This window comes from Cupriavidus pauculus (assembly GCF_002858765.1).
Lineage (GTDB): Bacteria > Pseudomonadota > Gammaproteobacteria > Burkholderiales > Burkholderiaceae > Cupriavidus > Cupriavidus pauculus_B.
The window spans coordinates 23720-42300 of the sequence record NZ_PJRP01000001.1 but is presented as its reverse complement, the minus strand read 5'-3'; the positions used below and the strand labels follow the sequence as shown (position 1 = coordinate 42300).

Below are 18581 nucleotides of genomic sequence, written 5' to 3'. Positions count from 1 at the left end.
CTCGTAGTTCTTTTCTGAATTTTCCGATGTACCGTCAGAGTTGCCGCTGCGCGAAGGTGTCGCACTTGCGGATGTCGCCGGTCGTCAGGCCTTGGCGCAACCAGCGCACGCGTTGTTCGCTGGTGCCATGCGTGAACGCCTCGGGCACCACATAGCCCTGCGCCTGCTTCTGCAGACGGTCGTCGCCGATGGCGGCCGCGGCCTTCAGGCCCTGTTCGATGTCGCCTGGCTCTATCAGTTGCTGGTTGAGCTTGCCCGCTGTGGCGGCCCAGACACCGGCCAGGCAGTCGGCCTGCAGTTCCATGCGCACGGAAAGCTGGTTGGCCTGCGCCTCGCCCATGCGGCGCCGCGCGGCGTCCACCTTGTTCGACACGCCGAGCAGATTCTGTACGTGATGCCCGATCTCGTGCGCGATCACATATGCCTGGGCAAAGTCACCGCCCGCACCAAAGCGTTGGCGCAGTTCGTTGTAGAACGACAGGTCGATATAGACCTTCTGGTCGGCGGGGCAGTAGAACGGGCCCATCGCCGACTGCCCCGTGCCGCACGCGGTGGGGGTGGCGCCAGTGAACATCACCAGCGTCGGCGGCGCATAGCGGCGGTTCAGGTCGGTCTCGAAGATGTGTTCCCAGGTGCGCTCGGTATTGCCCAGCACCTTTCGCGTGAACACTGAAAGCTGGTCGGTAGCCGGCGGTCGGTGCGACTGCGACTGCGGTGCCTGCTGCTGTTGCTGCTGCAGCGCCGAGCCGCCCTGCAGGATCAGTCTGGGGTCGATGCCAAAGAAGTAGGACGCGGCCAGCGCGACGATGACGGTGCCGATGCCGATCGATTTGCCGCCGATGCCGAATCCGCCACCACCGCCGCGGCGGTCTTCCACATTCTGGCTTTCGGATTCGTCATCGAGACGCATGGCGGGGGCTCCATCTGGGGACACGGGAAATATCCGCTGGAGTATAGCAACCGGGCCTTGCAGCCAGCGGCAGGGCAAAAAACGTTACCTTGAAAAAGGACGCCGCCCGCGAAAATCGGGCCGACTTTCGCGGGCGGCGGGGCGGGCAGGGGGTCAGCCCGCCCGACGCAAGGGAAAACGTCTCATGCCATGCGGCGCGTGCCGCGCAGGGGTCAGACGGCAGCCGTGGCGGGTGCCTTGCTGAGATCCAGAGCGGCCACTTCGGTGCCCACCTCTGCCACGCGCAGCAGGTTGGTCGTGCCGCCCTGGCCGAACGGCATGCCGGCCGCGATCGTGATCTGGTCGCCCGGTTCGGCATAGCCTTCCACCAGCGCGGCGCGGGCCGCGGCTTCCACCATCTCGTCCACGCTCTGCACGTCAGGGCTCACCGTCGAATGCACGCCCCAGGTGATGGCCAGCCGGCGCGCGATGTCCAGGTTGGGCGTGATGCTGACGATGGGCGCGCACGGCCGCTCGCGTGCGGCGCGCAGTGCGGTGGCGCCCGACGACGTGTACGTCACCGTGGCCTTGGCGCCGATGATGTGCGTCACTTCGCGCAGCGCGGCGCAGATCGCATCCTGGCGCGTGGAAAGCGGCACCTCGTGCTGGGCGTCGATCATGTTGCGGTAGAGCGGATCGCGCTCCACCTCGGTGATGATGCGATCCATCATCGACACGGCCGGGACCGGATGGCGGCCGTTGGCCGACTCGGCCGACAGCATCACCGCATCGGCGCCGTCGTAGATGGCGCTGGCCACGTCCGACGCCTCGGCGCGCGTCGGCACCGGCGAATCGATCATCGATTCCAGCATCTGCGTGGCGATCACCACCGGCTTGCCCAGCTGGCGGCACACGCGCAGGATGCGCTTCTGCACGCCGGGCACGCGCTCGGGCGGCAGTTCCACGCCCAGGTCGCCACGCGCCACCATGACGGCGTCGGACGCGCGCACGATCTCGTCAAGCTGCTGCAGCGCAGCCGGCTTTTCGATCTTCGACAGCACACCGGCACGCGTGCCGATGATCTCGCGCGCCTCGGCGATGTCCGACGGCCGCTGCACGAACGACAGCGCGATCCAGTCGGCGCCCAGTTCCAGCGCAAACGTCAGGTCCTTGCGGTCCTTGTCGGTCAGCGCCGGAATCGGGATCACCGCGTCGGGCACGTTCACGCCCTTGCGATCGGACAGGGTGCCGTTGTTGGCCACCCGCGTGGTGATGCTGCCGCTGGACACCGCCTCGATGTTCAGACGCACTTTGCCATCGTCGATCAGTAGCGACTGGCCCGCGTTGGCCGCCTTGAACAGCTCCGGATGCGGCAGGTAGACGCGCGTGCCGTCGCCGGGCGTGGGGTCGCTGTCCAGCACGAACGTGTCGCCGGCGCGCACGGCCACTTTGCCGACGGCAAACGTGCCGATGCGCAGCTTGGGGCCCTGAAGGTCGGCCAGGATCGCGATGGGGCGGCCCGTCTCGGCCTCCACCTGCCGCACGGCGTCGTAGCGGGCCCGGTGGTCATCGTGCGTGCCGTGGCTGAAGTTCAGCCGGAACACATCGGCTCCGGCATCGAACAGCTGGCGGATCACGGCGATGTCCGAACTGGCCGGGCCCAAGGTGGCCAAGATCTTCGCTTTGCGCTGGCGTCTCATGTCAGTCTCCTTCTCCATCCTCTTTATGCTGCAGCTCGCGATCTCAAACGATCAGGATCGCGCGGAAATCGTTGACGTTGGTACGGGTGGGGCCGGTCACGATCAGATCGTCTATGCCGGCGAAAAAACCGTAGCCGTCGTTGTTGTCCAGGTGTGCGCGGGCAGACAGGCCGCGTGATGCGGCGCGCGTCAGCGTGTCGGGCCCCAGCAGCGCACCGGCGTTATCTTCGGAACCGTCGATGCCGTCGGTGTCGCCGGCAATCGCGTGCACGCCGGGCAGGCCGTCGAGTGCCACCGCCAGCGACAGCAGGAATTCGGCGTTGCGCCCGCCACGGCCGTTGCCGCGCACGGTGACCGTGGTCTCGCCACCGGACAGGATCACGCACGGCTTCTGGAACGGCTGCCCATGCGCGACGATCTGGCGCGCGATGGCGGCATGCACTTCGGCCACGTCGCGGGCCTCGCCCTCGATGCTGTCCGACAGGATGTGCGCGGTCAGGCCCAGTTCGCGGGCACGGGCGGCGGCGGCTTCCAGCGACTGCTGCGCGCTGGCCAGCGTGACGCTGCGGTGGCCTTCAAAGCGTGCATCGCCGGGCTTGGGCGTTTCGCCGGCGCCAGATTCCAGATGCGCGCGCACGTTGGCCGGTACGTCGATGTCGTACTTGGCAATGACCGCGAGCGCGTCGGCGCACGTGGTGGCGTCGGGCAGCGTGGGGCCGCTGGCGATCAGGGTCGGATCGTCGCCAGGAATATCGGAAATCAGCAGCGTTTCCACGCGCGCCGGGGCGCAGGCCAACGCCAGGCGGCCGCCTTTGAGCGACGACAGGTGCTTGCGCACGCAGTTCATCTCGCCGATGCTGGCGCCGCTACGCAACAGCGCCTTGTTCACGGCCTGCTTGTCGGCCAGCGTGATGCCGGGCGCGGGCGCCGCCAGCAGTGCCGAGCCGCCCCCAGAAATTAAGCAAAGTACGAGGTCGTCGGCAGTCAGGCCCTGCACCAGTTCCACCATGCGCTGCGCGGCCTGCTGGCCCGCTGCATCGGGTACGGGATGCGCGGCCTCGACCACTTCGATGCGGTGGCAGTCTGCGCCATGGTCGTAGCGCGTCACCACCAGCCCCGACAGCTCGCCTTGCCAGTGCGCGTCCACGGCCTGCGCCATGGAGGCGGCTGCCTTGCCGGCGCCGATCACCACGGTGCGGCCCTTCGGCGGTGGCGGCAGGTGCGGCGGCAGGCAATGGCTGGCGCTCACGGCGGCCACGGCCGTATCGAACAGGTCGCGTAGCAACGTGCGGGCCTGGGCAGGGTTGCGATAGTCGGTCTGCCGCTGTGTCGAAAGCAGGGCGGCGTTGGCGTCGGTGGCGAACATGCGAATCCTGAGGAATCTTGGGAAAAACGATGCAGTTGCCTTCACGCGAAGGCAACTGCAATGCTGCTATTGCAATTACTTAGCGGCCTTGGCGATTTCGTGATTCGACAGGATTTCGATCGCGCGGCACAGCGCCGAGTGGTCGAGCTTGCCGTAGCCATTGGCGGCGCATGCGTTGAACAGTTCCTGTGCGGCCGACGTGTTCGGCAGCGACACGCCCAGCGCCTTGGCACCCTGCAGGGCCAGGTTCAGGTCCTTCTGGTGCAGTTCGATGCGGAAGCCCGGATCGAACGTACGCTTGACCATGCGCTCGCCGTGCACTTCAAGAATCCGCGATGCTGCAAAGCCGCCCATCAGCGCCTGGCGTACCTTGGCCGGATCGGCGCCGGCCTTCGAGGCGAACAGCAGGGCTTCGGACACGGCCTGGATGTTCAGCGCCACGATGATCTGGTTGGCCACCTTGGTGGTCTGGCCGTCGCCGTTGCCGCCCACCAGCGTGATGTTCTTGCCCATCAGATCGAACAGCGGCTTCACTTCGTCGAACGCTTCCGACGGGCCACCGACCATGATCGTCAGCGACGCGGCCTTGGCGCCCACTTCGCCGCCCGACACGGGGGCGTCCAGGTACGACGCGCCCAGCTTGTTGATGCGCGCGGCGAAGTCCTTGGTGGCGATGGGCGAGATCGAGCTCATGTCGACCACGATCTTGCCGTAGGTGGCTTCCTTGCCGGCGGCCTTGAAGGCGGCGGCGATACCCTTTTCGGCGAACAGCACGGCTTCCACGTGCGGGGTGTCCGGCACCATGACGATCACGATGTCGGCGCGCTTGGCCACTTCCTCGGCGCTGGTGCAGACGGTGACGCCGGCATCGACCAGGGCCTGCGGGGCCGGGTTCACGTCATGCACGAACAGCGTGTGGCCGGCGGCGCGCAGGTGGCCCGCCATGGGCGCACCCATGATGCCCAGACCGATGAAGCCGACGTTGCGTTGGTTTGCCATGTTGATGTCTCCAGAAGTTGAAATCGAGGTGTCTTATTGAACGCCGTGAGCGGCGCGCCAGCTCAGGCCGGCTTCGGTGGTCGTCTTCGGCTTGTACTCGCAGCCAATCCAGCCCTGGTAGCCGATCTCGTCGAGGAAGCGGAACAGGTACGGGTAGTTGAGCTCGCCGGTGCCCGGTTCGTTGCGGCCCGGGTTGTCGGCCAGCTGCACGTGGCGGATCTTCGGCAGGTTGGCGCGGATCGTGTTGGCGATCTCGCCCTCCATGCGCTGCATGTGATAGATGTCGTACTGCACGTAGAGATTGGGCGCGTTGACCTGGCCGATCAGGTCCACGGCCTGCTGCGTGCGCGACAGGAAGAAGCCGGGAATATCGAACGTGTTGATCGGCTCGACCAGCAGGTCGATCTGTTCCTTCGCCAGCGCGTTGGCGGCGAAGCGCAGGTTCTCGACCAGTGTCTCGTTGGCCTGCTCGCGCTTGACGTTCTGCGGCAGGATGCCCACCAGGCAGTTCAGCTGGCGCACGCCCAGCACCTTGGCGTACTTGATGGCTTCGCCCACGCCGTCCTGGAACTCGCTCACGCGGTCGGGGTGGCAGGCAATGCCGCGCTCGCCGGCATCCCACTTGCCGGCGGGCAGGTTGTGCAGCACCAGGTCCAGCTGGAAGCGGCTCAGGCGGTCGGCGATCTGGTCAGCGTGGAACGCGTACGGAAACAGGAACTCCACGCCACGGAACCCGGCACGGGCGGCGGCCTCGAAGCGATCCAGGAAGCCCACTTCGTTGAACAGCATCGTCAGGTTGGCTGCGAGCTTTGGCATTGTGATGTCTCTCTCGGTGTTGGGAAAAACGGTGGCCCCGCCCGCCCCGGTGGAGCGGGGCGGGGGGGCGTACTGCGGGGTACTGCTGGTGCCGCTGGTGCGGGGCGAGACTTACGCGGTGGTGGTCTCTTCGGCCAGGATCGCTTCCTCGGCGTCTTCCAGGTCTTCGATCGGCTCGAACTCGTTGATGTTGTCGATCTCGGTGCCCATCGCGATGTTGGTCACGCGCTCCAGGATCACCTCCACGACGACCGGCACCGAGAACTCGGCCATCAGGTCGCGCGCCTCGGCAAAGGCCGGAGCGATGTCCTCGGGCTTGAACACGCGGATCGCCTTGCAGCCCAGACCCTCCACGACCTTCACGTGGTCCACGCCGTAGCCTTCCAGTTCGGGCGCGTTGATGTTGTCGAAGGCCAGCTGCACGCAGTAGTCCATCTCGAAGTTGCGCTGCGCCTGACGGATCAGGCCCAGGTACGAGTTGTTCACCACCACGTGGATGTACGGCACCTTGAACTGCGCGGCCACTGCCAGTTCCTCGATCATGAACTGGAAATCGTAGTCACCGGAGATGGCCACGATGTCGGAGTTCGGCGACGCGGTCTTCACGCCGATGGCGGCCGGAATGGTCCAGCCCAGCGGGCCGGCCTGGCCGCAGTTGATCCAGTGGCGCGGCTGGTTCACCGACAGGAACTGCGCGGCGGCGATCTGCGACAGGCCGATCGTCGACACGTAGCGCACGTCGCGCGGGAAGTACTGGTTCATCTCGCGGTACACGCGCTGCGGCTTGACCGGCACGTTGTCGAAATCGCTCTTGCGCTTCATGGTGCGGCGGCGCTTCTGCACGTCGGCCACCCAGGCCTTGCGGCACGGCAGGCGGCCGGCCATCTTCATTTCGCGGGCCACTTCCACGAACAGTTCCAGCGCGGCCTTGGCGTCGGACACGATGCCGAGGTCCGGGCCGAACACACGGCCGATTTGGGTGGGCTCGATGTCGACGTGCACGAACTTGCGGCCGCGGGTGTAGACATCGATGCTGCCCGTGTGTCGGTTGGCCCAGCGGTTGCCGATGCCCATCACGAAGTCCGATGCCAGTAGCGTGGCGTTGCCGTAGCGGTGCGACGTCTGCAGGCCCACCATGCCGGCCTGCAGCGGGTGGTCGTCGGCCAGCACGCCCCAGCCCATCAGGGTCGGCACGACCGGCACGTTGACCAGTTCGGCAAACTCGACCAGCAGCGCGTCGGCGTTGGCGTTGATCACACCGCCGCCGCAAACGATCAGCGGACGCTCGGCCTGGTTCAGCATGCTGATGGCCTTCTCGATCTGGGCGCGCGAGGCGGCCGGCTTGTACGGCTGCAGCGGCTCGTACGTTTCCGGATCGAATTCGATCTCGGCCACCTGCACGTCGAACGGCAGGTCGATCAGCACCGGACCCGGGCGACCCGAGCGCATCAGGTGGAACGCCTGCTGGAACACCTGCGGCACCAGCGCCGGTTCGCGCACGGTAACGGCCCACTTGGTCACGGGCTTGGCGATCGATTCGATATCGACGGCCTGGAAATCCTCCTTGTACAGGCGGGCGCGCGGTGCCTGGCCCGTGATGCAGAGGATGGGAATCGAGTCAGCCCAGGCCGAGTACAGGCCCGTGATCATGTCGGTGCCGGCCGGGCCCGACGTACCGACGCAGACGCCGATGTTGCCGGGTTCGGCGCGGGTGTAGCCCTCGGCCATGTGCGAGGCGCCTTCCACGTGGCGCGCCAGCAGGTGGCGGATCGAACCGGCCTTGCGCATGGCCGAGTAGAACGGGTTGATGGCGGCGCCGGGCACGCCGAACGCGGTGGTGATGCCTTCCTTCTCCATCACGGCAATGGCCGCGTCGACTGCTCTCATCTTCGGCATGTCTCTCTCCAGTACGCTTGAAAACAATGAGTGGGATTTCGTTCTGGCGTTGACTTTATGCCCGCAGCGGGTTGTGGATAAACAGAAGGGCGATCAGTTGATTCGATACCTGACGTAAGGAATGCCGCAGCAACCATCCTGTGAATGTGAACTTTGAGATACCTCCGGAAGGGACGGGACGGCACTCCCCCGATACGTGGGGTTGGGGCGATTTGCTACGGTTTTCCCCTATCGGCGGCAAGGGGGCCCGGGTCAAAATAGGGGGTTTGGAATTGCCTTGCCCCGCCATGTACACACGGCTGCCGAGCACCTATGAACTGATGGAAGCGTTGCAGACGGCGCCGGCCGAAAAATCCCCGGACGGCCGGCTGGCCATGGTGCTGTGGGCCGGGTTCGTGCTGGCGCTGGTGCCGACGCTGGTGGCGGGTGGGGGGCTGGTCTGGTGGCATCAGGTGTTGGTGCAGGCGCCGCCGGCCTGGCTGCCGCAGGCGTTTCATGTGCTGCTGGCTGTCAGCGGCGTGTTCTACGCGGGCGCCTGGCTGTCGCGCCTGCTGGCCCGCCGTGATGCACTGCGTCATCCGTTGCGCTGGCTGACCCGTCGTGTCGACGCTCAGAGCGAAGTCGAGAACGTATTGCTGCTGCGCCTGGGCCGTATTCCGGTGCTGCAATTGCGTGCGCGGCAACGCCGCATCCTGCTTCAGGCGCGGCTGTGGGAAGGGGGCGCACGCACGCTGGCGCTGATCCTGGCGCTGGCGCCGGCGGCCGTCGTGCTGGCCGACGGCCTGGCGGTGATGGCCCCGGGCCATGGCCCGTCGCTGGTGGCGCTCTACGGCGCGGTGCTGGTCGGCGGCGGCGCGCTGGCGCTGTTCGCGCAACTGCAATGCAGCGCGCCGCTGCGGCGCCTGGCCCATGTGCTCGGCGAGGCCGCGGAAATCAACGAGAAGCTTGGCCGGTAGGCCCGACGGCCCCGTCCCGGGCCGTCTGCAGCGCCCATCCATAGCGTGGGGCGGATGCACAGCATCGTCCTGCGGGGATGCGCACCATGGCGTCAATGCCTCACAATGTGGCGGCAGGAGACAAATGGCGTTATGGACAAACTCAAACAAATCGAAGCATTCATCGCCGTGGTGGAACACGGCAGCATGGCCGCCGCGGCGCTGACGCAGAACGTGACGCCGGTCATGATCGGCCGGCGCATCAACGCGCTGGAAGCGCGCATCGGCGTGAAGCTGCTGCATCGGTCGACCCGGCGCATTGTGGTGACGGAGCAGGGCGCGGCGTTCATGGAGCAGTGCAAGAAGGCGCTGTCAGACCTGGATCGCGCCGAGATGCTGATCGCCGAAGGCAAGCACAAGGCCACCGGGCACCTGATCGTTTCGGCGCCGGCCGCTTTTGGCCGCAAGCACGTGGCGCCGCACGCGCCGGTGTTCCTGGCGGCGAATCCTGAAGTCCAGATTTCGTTCAACCTGACCGACCGCGTGGTGGACCTGGTGCGCGAGGGCTATGACCTGGGCATCCGCATCGGCGGCGCCATCGACCCGAATTTCGTGGCAATCAAGCTGGCCACCAACAAGCGCGTGGTGTGCGGCACCCCTGCCTACTTCGCCAAGCATGGCGTGCCACATACGCTGGAAGACCTGGAAAAGCACAACTGCCTGGCGTTCAACCTGCAGGGCGGCCAGCAGCGTGGCTGGTACTTCCAGCAGAACGGCAAGACCGTGACCGTGCGCGTGCACGGCAATCTCGACTGCAACGACGGCGAACTGCTGCACCGCTGGACGGGCGAAAGCCTGGGGCTGGGATGGCGCTCGACTTGGGAGATCCTGCCGCAGCTGGAAAGCGGCGAACTCATCACCGTGCTTGATGAGTTCGCGCTGCCCGACTACGACATCCTGGCCGTGTACCCACAGCAGCGGCCGGTGCCGGCCAAGATCCGCTTCTTCATCGAACACCTGAAGCAGGCCTTTGCCAAGCCGGGGTACTGGACGGAGCGCGGCAGCAGCTGGACCGACGCCGCGCAGCGGCAGTCGGCCTGAAGGCAGAGGGGCAGGCAGGAAGGGAAGAAAGCTGGGGAAGGCGAGAAGAAGCCGGAAGCCAGAGGGGCACCAGAAAGGGCGCCCCAAAAGAAAAAGCCCGCAGCCATTGCGGTCTGCGGGCAGCCCTTCTTGCGAAGGACGGGGAGAGCCATGAAGTGCGCCCCCGCAACTTCATGGCGAGAGGAATGATGCGCCTCCCACCCCTTCCTCGTCCTTGATGGCGATCAACCCTGCTGCACTGTGCCGGCGTGTCTCAGGCCAGCAACGCGGTGACCAGATCCTTGCCGCGTGCGGCGGCCGGTACTTCCTCGAAGTGCAGCGCGCTTTCGACGTGATTCAGGTGCTCCACCATCAGCGCCACGGCCCGGTCGGTGTCGCCTGCCTTGGCGGCCTCGATGAACGCCCGGTGCTCGTCGGACGAGCACGTGGCATCGCGCCGGCTCTGGTACAGCATGGTGATGACCGCGCTGCGCATCGACAGCTCGCGCATGATTTCGGTCAGTACGTTGTTGCCCGCCACCTCCGCCAGCACGATGTGGAAATCGCCCAGCAAGCGCGTGCGCGTCTGCGCGTCGTTGCCCGCCAGCGACTTGCGCTCGGCCACCAGATGCTTTTCGATGCGCTTGTAGTCGGCCGGCGTCGCCCTGGTGACGAACTCACGGGCCAGGGCGGCTTCCAGGATGCGGCGCACGGCAAAGACCTCGCGCGCCTCTTCGGCACTGGGCTTGGCCACGAACGCGCCCTTGTCCGGCACGATCTGGATGACCTTGTCCTTGGACAGCATCAGCAGCGCCGCGCGCACCTTGGTGCGGCTGACGCGGTAGACGCTGGCCAGGGCTTCCTCTCGCAGCTTGGTGCCGGGCGGCAGCCGGTGCGAGACGATGGCGGCGACGATATCGTCGGCAATCGCCTCGGCGGTCATGTCTGGATCGATGTGCTCGGGCATGGTGTGCGCGTCTCTTGCCGGACCTGCGCGTTGACTGGGATGGCGCGATTCTACCGCCCCGACGCCGCCCCGGGCAGCGGTGCCGGCACCGGGACTTCCCCGACGCCGTCCACCAGCGCCGACAGCCCTTCGTCCAGTTCGCCAGCCGGAATCGTGCCGTTGAGCACGCCGTGGGCGCGCTCGCGGTCAATATCGCGCTCCCAGGCTGCCACCACCACCGTGGCCACGCAGTTGCCGATCAGGTTGCCCACGGCGCGGGCGATGCCGATGAACCAGTCCACCGACAGCACCAGCACCAGGCCGATGGCGGGGATGGCCGGGTGGGCCGAAAGCGTGGCCGCCAGGATCACGATGGCCGAACCCGGAATGCCGTGCGCGCCCTTGGACGTGACCAGCGCCACGGCCAGGATGCCGAGCAGGTCGCTCAGCGCCAGCGGGGTATTGGTGGCCTGCGCGATGAACACCGCCGCCAGCGTCAGGTAGATCGAGAACGCGTCAAGGTTGAACGAGTAGCCGGTGGGAATCACCAGGCCCACCACCGACTTCTTGATGCCCATGTATTCGAGCTTCTTCATGACCTGCGGCAGCACGCTGTCAGACGACGCCGTGCCCAGCACCACCAGCAGTTCGGCGCGCAGGTAGCGGATGAGCTTCAGCACCGAGAAGCCGCACAGGCGCATGATCAGGCCCAGCACCCCCAGCACGAAGATCGCCACGGCGCCGTAGAACAGGATCACCAGGAAGCCCAGCTGCTTGAGCGACCCGATGCCGTACTTGCCCACCGTGAAGGCCACGGCGCCCAGCACGCCCAGCGGCGCCAGCTTGATGATGAAGCCCATCATCTTGAACAGCGTGGCCGAGAAGTTGTCGATCATCCGCACCAGCGGCCTGCCCGGTTCGCCCACCACCGACAGCGCGCAGCCGAACAGCACTGACACCAACAGCACCTGCAGCACGTCGCCACTGGTGAACGCGCCCATGATCGTGTTCGGGATCAGCTTCATCAGGAAGTCCACCGTGCCGGCGCTCTTCACCTTGTCGGCGGACTCGATATACGCCGCCATGGCCGAGATGTCGAGGCTGCGCGGGTTCACGTTCATGCCGGTGCCCGGCTGGAACACGTAGGCCAGCACGATGCCCAGCGCCAGCGCGATGGTGGTGACGATCTCGAAGTAGACCACCGCCTTGATGCCCACGCGGCCCACCTTCTTGAGTTCGCCGGCGCCGCAGATGCCGGCCACCACCACGCAGAAGACCACCGGGCCGATCAGCATCTTGATCAGCTTGATGAAGCCGTCGCCCAGTGGCTTGAGCTTGGCGGCGAATTCGGGAAAGGCGAGCCCGAGCAGGGTGCCCAGCGCCAGGGCAATCAGCACCTGGCCAAACAGCGAACGGGTGAAGCGCGTGTGCAGGCGGCCAGCGGCGCGCTGCGTGGGTACGGCATGCTGCATTGTTGTCTCCGTGCCGGACCTGGTCCGTGGCGCATCGGTTCGCCATCGGCCGGCCCTGATCTGGTTCAGGGGGGCCCGCCGTCACATGCCTGCCGACGTCGGGCTGGATGCACCTTCCGGAAAGACCAGCGGCAAACCTGCCCGCCCGCCTTGCCCCACGCGGAAAGCCCCCCTGTTGAGGCGGAATCCACGCAATCCACTTGTCCGGACCGGATTGTCCGCGGCGGATTGTCGGTGCGTGCAGGCCAATATAGTGCATATCATTTTTGTATGCAATTTTTGAATTCACTGTGCTAACATGAATCGCACAGAATAGAGAGCACGGCCCGGGCGCCCGCCCGGACTGGCAGGTTTGCCAGGCATCCCTTGAACCGGGCTCAGGCACTAGCAGCAGGAGAGACACGCACATGGCAGCAACCCCTACGCCGTTGTCCGCTGACACCGGCACCCGCATCATGGCCTGGGCCGACAGCCTGGCCGTTCATACCGAACAGCCCGGGCTGCTCACCCGCACCTACCTGACCGACGCTCACCACGGCGCGGCCGCGCAGCTGACCGAATGGATGCAAGCGGCCGGCATGACCGTGCGCCGCGACGCCGCCGGCAACGTGATCGGCCGCTACGAAGGCACCGAACCCAATGCCCCCGCACTGCTGACCGGCTCGCACTTCGACACCGTGCGCGACGCCGGCCGCTTCGACGGGAACTTGGGCGTGATCCTGCCGGTTGCCTGCGTGGCCGAGTGGAACCGCCAGGGCAAGCGCTTTCCGTTTGCGCTGGAAGTGGTGGGGTTTGCCGAGGAAGAGGGCGTGCGCTTCAAGGCCACGCTGCTGGGCAGCCGCGCCATTGCCGGCACGTTCGATACCAACGTGCTCGACAACGTGGACGACTCCGGCAAGACCATGCGTGAAGTCATGCGCGCCGCCGGCTTCGACGCCGACCAGCTGCCCGCCGCCAAACATGACCGCAGCCAGGTGCTGGCCTTCATCGAGGTGCATATCGAACAGGGCCCCGTGCTGCTGAACGAAGGCCTGCCCGTGGGCGTTGTTACCGCGATCTCGGGCGCCACGCGCTTCATCGTCGAACTCGAAGGCCTGGCGGGCCACGCCGGCACGGTGCCGATGGACATGCGCCGCGACGCCGCCATGGCCGGTGCGGAGATCGGCCTGTTCATCGAGAAGCGCTGCGGCGGCAAGCCGGGCCTGGTGGGCACGGTGGGCCAGTTCAACGTGCCGAACGGCGCCACCAACGTGGTGCCGGGGCGCGCGACGTTTTCCATCGACATCCGCGCCGGCATCGATGCCGAACGCGAAGCCGCCGTCAACGACGTGCTGGCCGAGATCGAACGTGTTTGCGCGCGCCGCAACGTGCGTGCGCAGATCCGCAAGACGCACGAGGCCGCCAGCGTGCCGTGCGCGCCGTGGCTGCAGTCGCAATGGGCGGCCGCCGTGGAGCGCCAGGACGTACCCGTGCGTCACCTGCCCTCCGGTGCCGGCCATGACGCCATGGCCATCGCCGCCATCGCCGATGTGGCCATGCTGTTCGTTCGCTGCGGCAACGGCGGCATCAGCCACCATCCCACCGAGACCATGACGGCCGAAGACACCCAGACCGCGGCGCGCGTGTTCGCGGACTTCGTCGAACACTTCCACCGTCCCCAGTAAGCCCACCCGGCCACCAGAACACTCCAGAGATACAAGATGACCGCACGAGACAACATGAACCTCATCGAATCCACGCTGACGCAGTACATCGACCAGCACCGTCCGCAGCAGGAAACGTTCCTGGCCGAGCTGGTCAAGGTGCCGTCCGACAACCCGTCTGGCGACTGCGAGGCCCACGGTAAGCGCGCCAAGGCATTGCTGGAAGGGCTGGGTTTCAAGGTGGAAGCGCACAAGGTGCCCGCTGACCTGGTCAAGGCGGCCGGCATGATCAGCGCCACGAACCTGCTGGTGCGCAAGACGTTCGGCAGCGGCGGCCCCACCATTGCCATGAACGCGCACGGCGACGTGGTGCCCCCGGGCCTGGGCTGGACGAAGGACCCGTACGGCGGCGAGATCGCCGACAGCGAACACGGCCCGGTCATGTACGGCCGCGGCGTGGCCGTGTCGAAGTCTGACTTCGCCACCTATGCCTACGCCGTGCTGGCGCTGCAGGAAGCCGAGAAGCAGGGCGCGAAGATCAACGGCACCGTGGAACTGCAATTCACGTACGACGAGGAAACCGGCGGCGACATCGGCCCGAAGTTCCTGCTCGACGAAGGCCTGACCAAGCCCGACTACGCGATCTCGGCCGGCTTCTCGTACGGCATCACGTCGGCACACAACGGCTGCCTGCACGTGGAAGTGACCGTGAAGGGCAAGCAGGGCCACGCCGCCATGCCGCACACCGGCGTGGACGCGATCGAGGCCGCCACGCACATCCTGCACGCGGTCTACGGCCTGCGCGCCGAACTGGCCACGCGCAAGAGCAAGGTGCCGGGCATCGACACCGCCACGCTGAACGTCGGCCTGATCAAGGGCGGCATCAACACCAACGTGGTGCCCGACCTGGTCACGTTCCGCGTGGACCGCCGCATGATTCCGGAAGAGATCGGATTCGACGCCGAAGGCGAACTGCGCGCCGTGGTGGAGAAGGCCGCCAAGGATCGCCCGGGTATCGAAGTGAAGGTCGAGCGCATCATCCTGGCCGAGCCGCTGTCGGAACTGCCCGGCGTGGACAAGCTGATCGGCGCGCTGAAGACGCGTGCCGAATCGGTGTTCGGCGTGGAGATCCCGGTGCAGGGCGTGCCGCTCTACACCGATGCGCGCCACTACACGAGCCGCGGCATCCCGACGGTGCTGTACGGCGCCGGCCCGCGCACGCTGATGGAAGCCCGTGGCCACAATTCCGACGAGAACCTGCGCCTGAACGACCTGAACCGCGCCACCAAGGTGGTGGCCCTGGCGCTGTCCGACCTGATGGGCTGAGTGATCGGCATCGGATACCACACCGAACCCTGTAGTACCCCCTTGTTGTGATGATGGCCCGCGCGGCGTTTGCCGACGGGCCTTTTTTCATGGGGCGCTGGCCGGCTGGCTATTCGGCCGGTTTGGCTATTCCGCCAGACCCTCCCCGGGCACGGCCAGGGTTACCAGCCAGCGCCGCACCACGGCTTCTTCATCGGGCGTCAGCCCGGCGCGCAACTGTTTGTCGACGTCGGTAGCACGTACCTTGCACTGCGCCAGCAGCGCGCGGCCGGCATCGGACAGCGCGATGGTCTGGATGCGCCCATGCACCGGATGCGGCTGGCGCACGATCGCGCCCATCTTTTCCAGGTTGCCCATGATGACGCTGACCGTCTGGGGCGTCAGCAGTGCCAGCCGCGCCACATCGGCGCCCGAGATGCCGGGGTAAGCGCCCAGCATCGTCAGCACGAAGAACTGCGGCAGCGTCACGCCCAGGTCGGCCAGCGCGCGTTCCATATGCAGTCGGTTGGCCGCGCTGGCCTGGCGCAGCAGGTACGCCAGATAGCCGCTTTCGCCGCGCTTGCCTTGGCCCGGTGCCGGAATCGCCACGGCATCGGCCGGCTGGCTGTCCCGCTTCGCCCGGCCTTTCTCTTGGTCTTTCCCTTTGATTTTCCCTAGCGTGGGCAGGGTCTTTGTCATAATGTCAGAGCTCTTACATTAATCTTCGAGTTCTGACATCTTACCCGAAGGAGTTCAACATGGATTTCCAGGCTTTCACGCAGACCGCACCCGATGTGTACGCGTCGCTGGGGGGCGTCAGCAAGGCGGTGACCGCGTCCGGCATGGACAAGGCGCTGACCGAACTGGTCAAGCTGCGCGTCTCGCAGATCAACGGCTGTGCCTTCTGCCTGCAGTTCCATCTGAACATCGCGCGCAAGCTCGACATCGACCCGCGCAAGTTCGATCTGCTGGCCGGCTGGCGTGACGCCGGCATCTATGCCGAACGGGAAATGGCGGCGCTGGGCTGGGCCGAGGCGCTGACGCAGCTGACCGATCCGCCTGCGCGCGATGCCGCGTTGGCCCGCGCGCAGGCGACTTTCGACGACAAGGAGCTAGTGTTCCTGGCCGCGACCATTGCGTCGATCAACGCCTGGAACCGCATCGCCGTCGGGCTGCACTTTCCGCCGCCGGCGGCCGAAGCCAACCGGAGCCAGGCATGAGCGCAACCACCGCCGGACAGATCCTGATTCGCCACCTGGAAACGGCCGCCGAGGTGGCCGACGCCTTTCCGCTGATGCACCAGTTGCGCCCGCACCTGGCCGATGCCGCCGAACTGGTCACGCGCTGGCGCCGCCAGACCGGCGACGGCTACCACCTTGCCGGGCTGTGGGACGACGGCAGCCTGGTGGCCTTGGCCGGCTATCGCTTCGCGGATAACCTGATCGTCGGCCACCATATGTACGTGGACGACCTGGTGACCGACGCCAACGCGCGCAGCGGTGGCTACGGCCGGCAACTGATGGACTGGCTCAAGGCCGAAACCGAAGCGGCGGGCTGCACCCAGCTTGTGCTCGATACCCCGCTGACCAATGTGCTGGGGCACCGCTTCTATTACCGTAACGGCCTGCTGGCGCGGGCCCTGCGCTTCTACTTTCCGATCGACTGATCCGATTCACCTGAGCGAGACATGGCAACCCTGCTTCACCTGAACGTCAGCCCGCGTGGCGATGCCTCCACCAGCCGGCGCGCGGGCCAGCTCGTGCGCGAACGCCTGGCGGCCAGCCACGGCGAACTGACCGTAATCGAACGCGACCTGGCCGCCCAGCCGCTGCCCCCCATCGACGCGGCCTTCACCGACGCCAACATGGCGGTGGCCGCCGGGCGCACCGACGCCGATCCCGCCGCGCTGGCCCTCTCCGAGACGCTGATTGCCGAGTTGCAGGCTGCCGACGTGGTGCTGATCACCTCGCCGATGCACAACTTCACGGTGCCGGCGTCGCTGAAAGCCTGGATTGATCTGGTCGTCCGGACGGACCGCACCTTCGCCCGGACGCCGCAAGGCAAGCAGGGCCTGCTGCGCGATCGACCGGTGCTGGCCGTGGTGTCGTGCGGTGGCCGGTTCTCGGACGATGCCGCGAGCCAACGCGATTTCTTCAGCCCGTACCTGACCTATGTGCTGGAGACGATCGGGCTGAAGCAGGTGGAGATCCTGCGCATGGAAAGCACGTCGCGCGGCCCCGACCACGTAGCGCGGGCCTTCGACAAGCTGCAGTCGTGGTGCACCACGGTGGTGCCGGTGCTGCTGGCCTAGCGCGCCAGGCGGCTAGCGCAGGGCGTCCGGGTCCGGCAACGTCGCGTTGCCCTCGCCGAGCGGGCGCTGCATCAGCAAGGTGTCGATCCACTGGCCGTGCTTGAGGCCGACCGATTCCAGCCGGCCAACGGTGCGAAACCCCAGCCGCTCGTGCACGGCCACCGATCCCGCGCCTTCGCCGCCGGACGTGAGCGCCACCACGGCCACCATCTGGCGCCACGGGCCGGTTTCGCAACGCGCGATCAGCTCGGCCAGCAGCGCGCGGCCCAGCCCTTCGCCGGTATGGCGGTGGTCGATGTAGATCGAATCCTCGATTGCGAACCGGTAGGCGCTGCGGGCGCGGTAGCTGGACGCATAGGCGTACCCCAGGATCTCGCCATCGCGCTCGGCCACGATGTAGGGCAGGCCCTTGCGCAATACCTCGGCAAAGCGCGTCTGCATGTCGTCGGCCGTGGGCGCTACCTCCTCGAATGACGCGCGGCCATGCTGGACATGGTGTGCGTAGATGGCGTGGATGGCGGGAACGTCGGCGGGGGTGGCATCGCGCAGGTTGAACGGCTTGCGGGCGGCGACTGCAATGGATTCGGGTAGGGCAGACACGATTTCTCTAATGATTGCAGGGCAGCCCAGGCGGGGTGCCGGCGGCCCTGGAAGATGGATGGTCATGCCCACGCACGATGCATGCCCGCCACTTCCGGTACGTTGCCGCGCCAGCATGGTGCGCGCGTTGGGTGCGGTTGTATAGTGCGGGATATTCGACCGCACCGACAGCAGGCAGAAGGAGCCGCCATGATCACGATCTACCATAACCCCCGTTGCTCCAAGTCCCGCGAAACGCTGGCGTTGGTGGAATCGGCGGCGCAGCGGCTGGGCGAACCCGTGGAGGTCGTCGAATATCTGAAGTCGCCGCCTACGCTGACAACGCTGCGCCAGCTGCATATGATGCTGGGCGTGCCGGTGCGCGAGATGATCCGCGACGGCGAGGCCGCCTACAAGGAACTGGACCTGGCCGATTCCGGCCTGACCGACGCCGAACTGCTGGCGGCCGTTGCCGACAACCCGATCCTGCTGCAGCGTCCGGTGGTGGTGCGCAACCGCCGCGCCGTAATCGGCCGCCCGCCCGAGAACGTGGCGCCGCTGCTGGCGTGAGTCACGTGATGTTGCGACGCACAAAATAGAACCGGCCTCCCCAAGGGAGGCCGGCCGGTCAGTTGGCGATTCGC

The 18581-nt window shown here is 66.6% G+C and carries 18 protein-coding genes; 8 read left to right on the top strand and 10 right to left on the bottom strand.

All coding sequences use genetic code 11. The features are described 5' to 3' along the window. Positions 1-34: 34 nt before the first annotated feature. The 6 genes from ypfJ to gcl all read right to left on the bottom strand — a co-directional run bounded on the left by ypfJ (position 35) and on the right by gcl (position 7666). A complete protein-coding gene (gene ypfJ, locus CYJ10_RS00235) occupies positions 35-910 on the bottom strand; it encodes a KPN_02809 family neutral zinc metallopeptidase (RefSeq protein ID WP_101679589.1) in 876 nt (291 codons plus the stop codon). A 212-nt stretch (positions 911-1122) separates the two neighbouring features. Beyond that, a complete protein-coding gene (pyk, locus tag CYJ10_RS00230; RefSeq protein ID WP_101679588.1) occupies positions 1123-2589 on the bottom strand; it encodes a pyruvate kinase in 1467 nt (488 codons plus the stop codon). A gap of 43 nt (positions 2590-2632) precedes the next feature. Then, positions 2633-3955 carry a glycerate kinase type-2 family protein gene (locus tag CYJ10_RS00225; protein WP_101679587.1) on the bottom strand — a complete coding sequence of 441 codons (1323 nt, stop codon included), beginning with the start codon at positions 3953-3955 and terminating at the stop codon, positions 2633-2635. A gap of 75 nt (positions 3956-4030) precedes the next feature. Next, positions 4031-4954 carry a 2-hydroxy-3-oxopropionate reductase gene (locus CYJ10_RS00220; protein ID WP_101679586.1) on the bottom strand — a complete coding sequence of 308 codons (924 nt, stop codon included), beginning with the start codon at positions 4952-4954 and terminating at the stop codon, positions 4031-4033. 33 nt (positions 4955-4987) lie between these two features. Continuing rightward, positions 4988-5770: a hydroxypyruvate isomerase gene (gene hyi, locus CYJ10_RS00215; protein WP_101679585.1), complete on the bottom strand. Its 783-nt coding sequence runs from the start codon at positions 5768-5770 to the stop codon at positions 4988-4990. Between the two features lie 111 nt (positions 5771-5881). Beyond that, positions 5882-7666 (bottom strand): glyoxylate carboligase, encoded by a 1785-nt coding sequence (gcl, locus tag CYJ10_RS00210; RefSeq protein ID WP_101679584.1) that lies wholly within the window; start codon positions 7664-7666, stop codon positions 5882-5884. A 287-nt stretch (positions 7667-7953) separates the two neighbouring features. On the opposite strand from gcl, the gene CYJ10_RS00205 reads away from it, so the two are divergent. Together CYJ10_RS00205 and CYJ10_RS00200 are read left to right on the top strand one after the other, a co-directional pair. Further along, on the top strand, positions 7954-8622 hold the full coding sequence (locus tag CYJ10_RS00205; RefSeq protein WP_101679583.1) for a hypothetical protein: 669 nt from the start codon (positions 7954-7956) through the stop codon (positions 8620-8622). Between the two features lie 132 nt (positions 8623-8754). Beyond that, entirely contained in the window at positions 8755-9702 is a 948-nt protein-coding gene (locus CYJ10_RS00200) for a LysR family transcriptional regulator (RefSeq protein WP_101679582.1), read from the top strand. Between the two features lie 253 nt (positions 9703-9955). Here CYJ10_RS00200 and CYJ10_RS00195 read toward each other — a convergent pair whose 3' ends face one another. Both CYJ10_RS00195 and CYJ10_RS00190 read right to left on the bottom strand, forming a co-directional pair. Then, complete coding sequence (locus CYJ10_RS00195; protein WP_101679581.1) at positions 9956-10648, bottom strand: GntR family transcriptional regulator; 693 nt, start codon at positions 10646-10648, stop codon at positions 9956-9958. A 50-nt stretch (positions 10649-10698) separates the two neighbouring features. Beyond that, on the bottom strand, positions 10699-12099 hold the full coding sequence (locus tag CYJ10_RS00190; RefSeq protein ID WP_101679580.1) for a C4-dicarboxylate transporter DctA: 1401 nt from the start codon (positions 12097-12099) through the stop codon (positions 10699-10701). 407 nt (positions 12100-12506) lie between these two features. Between CYJ10_RS00190 and CYJ10_RS00185 the strand changes: the two genes are divergently transcribed. Both CYJ10_RS00185 and CYJ10_RS00180 read left to right on the top strand, forming a co-directional pair. Continuing rightward, positions 12507-13763, top strand: coding sequence for an allantoate amidohydrolase (locus CYJ10_RS00185; protein ID WP_101679579.1), 1257 nt, complete (start codon positions 12507-12509; stop codon positions 13761-13763). A gap of 54 nt (positions 13764-13817) precedes the next feature. Then, a complete protein-coding gene (locus CYJ10_RS00180) occupies positions 13818-15068 on the top strand; it encodes a M20/M25/M40 family metallo-hydrolase (RefSeq protein WP_374703208.1) in 1251 nt (416 codons plus the stop codon). A 126-nt stretch (positions 15069-15194) separates the two neighbouring features. Here CYJ10_RS00180 and CYJ10_RS00175 read toward each other — a convergent pair whose 3' ends face one another. Further along, entirely contained in the window at positions 15195-15746 is a 552-nt protein-coding gene (locus CYJ10_RS00175) for a MarR family winged helix-turn-helix transcriptional regulator (protein WP_101679577.1), read from the bottom strand. Positions 15747-15805: 59 nt separating this feature from the next. Between CYJ10_RS00175 and CYJ10_RS00170 the strand changes: the two genes are divergently transcribed. From CYJ10_RS00170 to CYJ10_RS00160, 3 genes are read left to right on the top strand one after another with little or no spacing between them, the layout of a single operon-like run. Beyond that, entirely contained in the window at positions 15806-16267 is a 462-nt protein-coding gene (locus tag CYJ10_RS00170; RefSeq protein ID WP_101679576.1) for a carboxymuconolactone decarboxylase family protein, read from the top strand. Continuing rightward, positions 16264-16713: a GNAT family N-acetyltransferase gene (locus CYJ10_RS00165; protein ID WP_101679575.1), complete on the top strand. Its 450-nt coding sequence runs from the start codon at positions 16264-16266 to the stop codon at positions 16711-16713. Before CYJ10_RS00170 ends, CYJ10_RS00165 begins: the two co-directional genes overlap by 4 nt. Positions 16714-16734: 21 nt before the next feature. Further along, positions 16735-17358 carry an FMN-dependent NADH-azoreductase gene (locus CYJ10_RS00160; protein WP_101679574.1) on the top strand — a complete coding sequence of 208 codons (624 nt, stop codon included), beginning with the start codon at positions 16735-16737 and terminating at the stop codon, positions 17356-17358. A 12-nt stretch (positions 17359-17370) separates the two neighbouring features. Here CYJ10_RS00160 and CYJ10_RS00155 read toward each other — a convergent pair whose 3' ends face one another. Then, positions 17371-17958, bottom strand: a complete 588-nt coding sequence (locus CYJ10_RS00155) for a GNAT family N-acetyltransferase (protein WP_257991662.1) — start codon at positions 17956-17958, stop codon at positions 17371-17373. Between the two features lie 189 nt (positions 17959-18147). Here CYJ10_RS00155 and arsC point away from each other — a divergent pair, with 189 nt between their 5' ends. After that, positions 18148-18507: an arsenate reductase (glutaredoxin) gene (gene arsC, locus CYJ10_RS00150; RefSeq protein WP_101679573.1), complete on the top strand. Its 360-nt coding sequence runs from the start codon at positions 18148-18150 to the stop codon at positions 18505-18507. Positions 18508-18581: the final 74 nt, after the last annotated feature.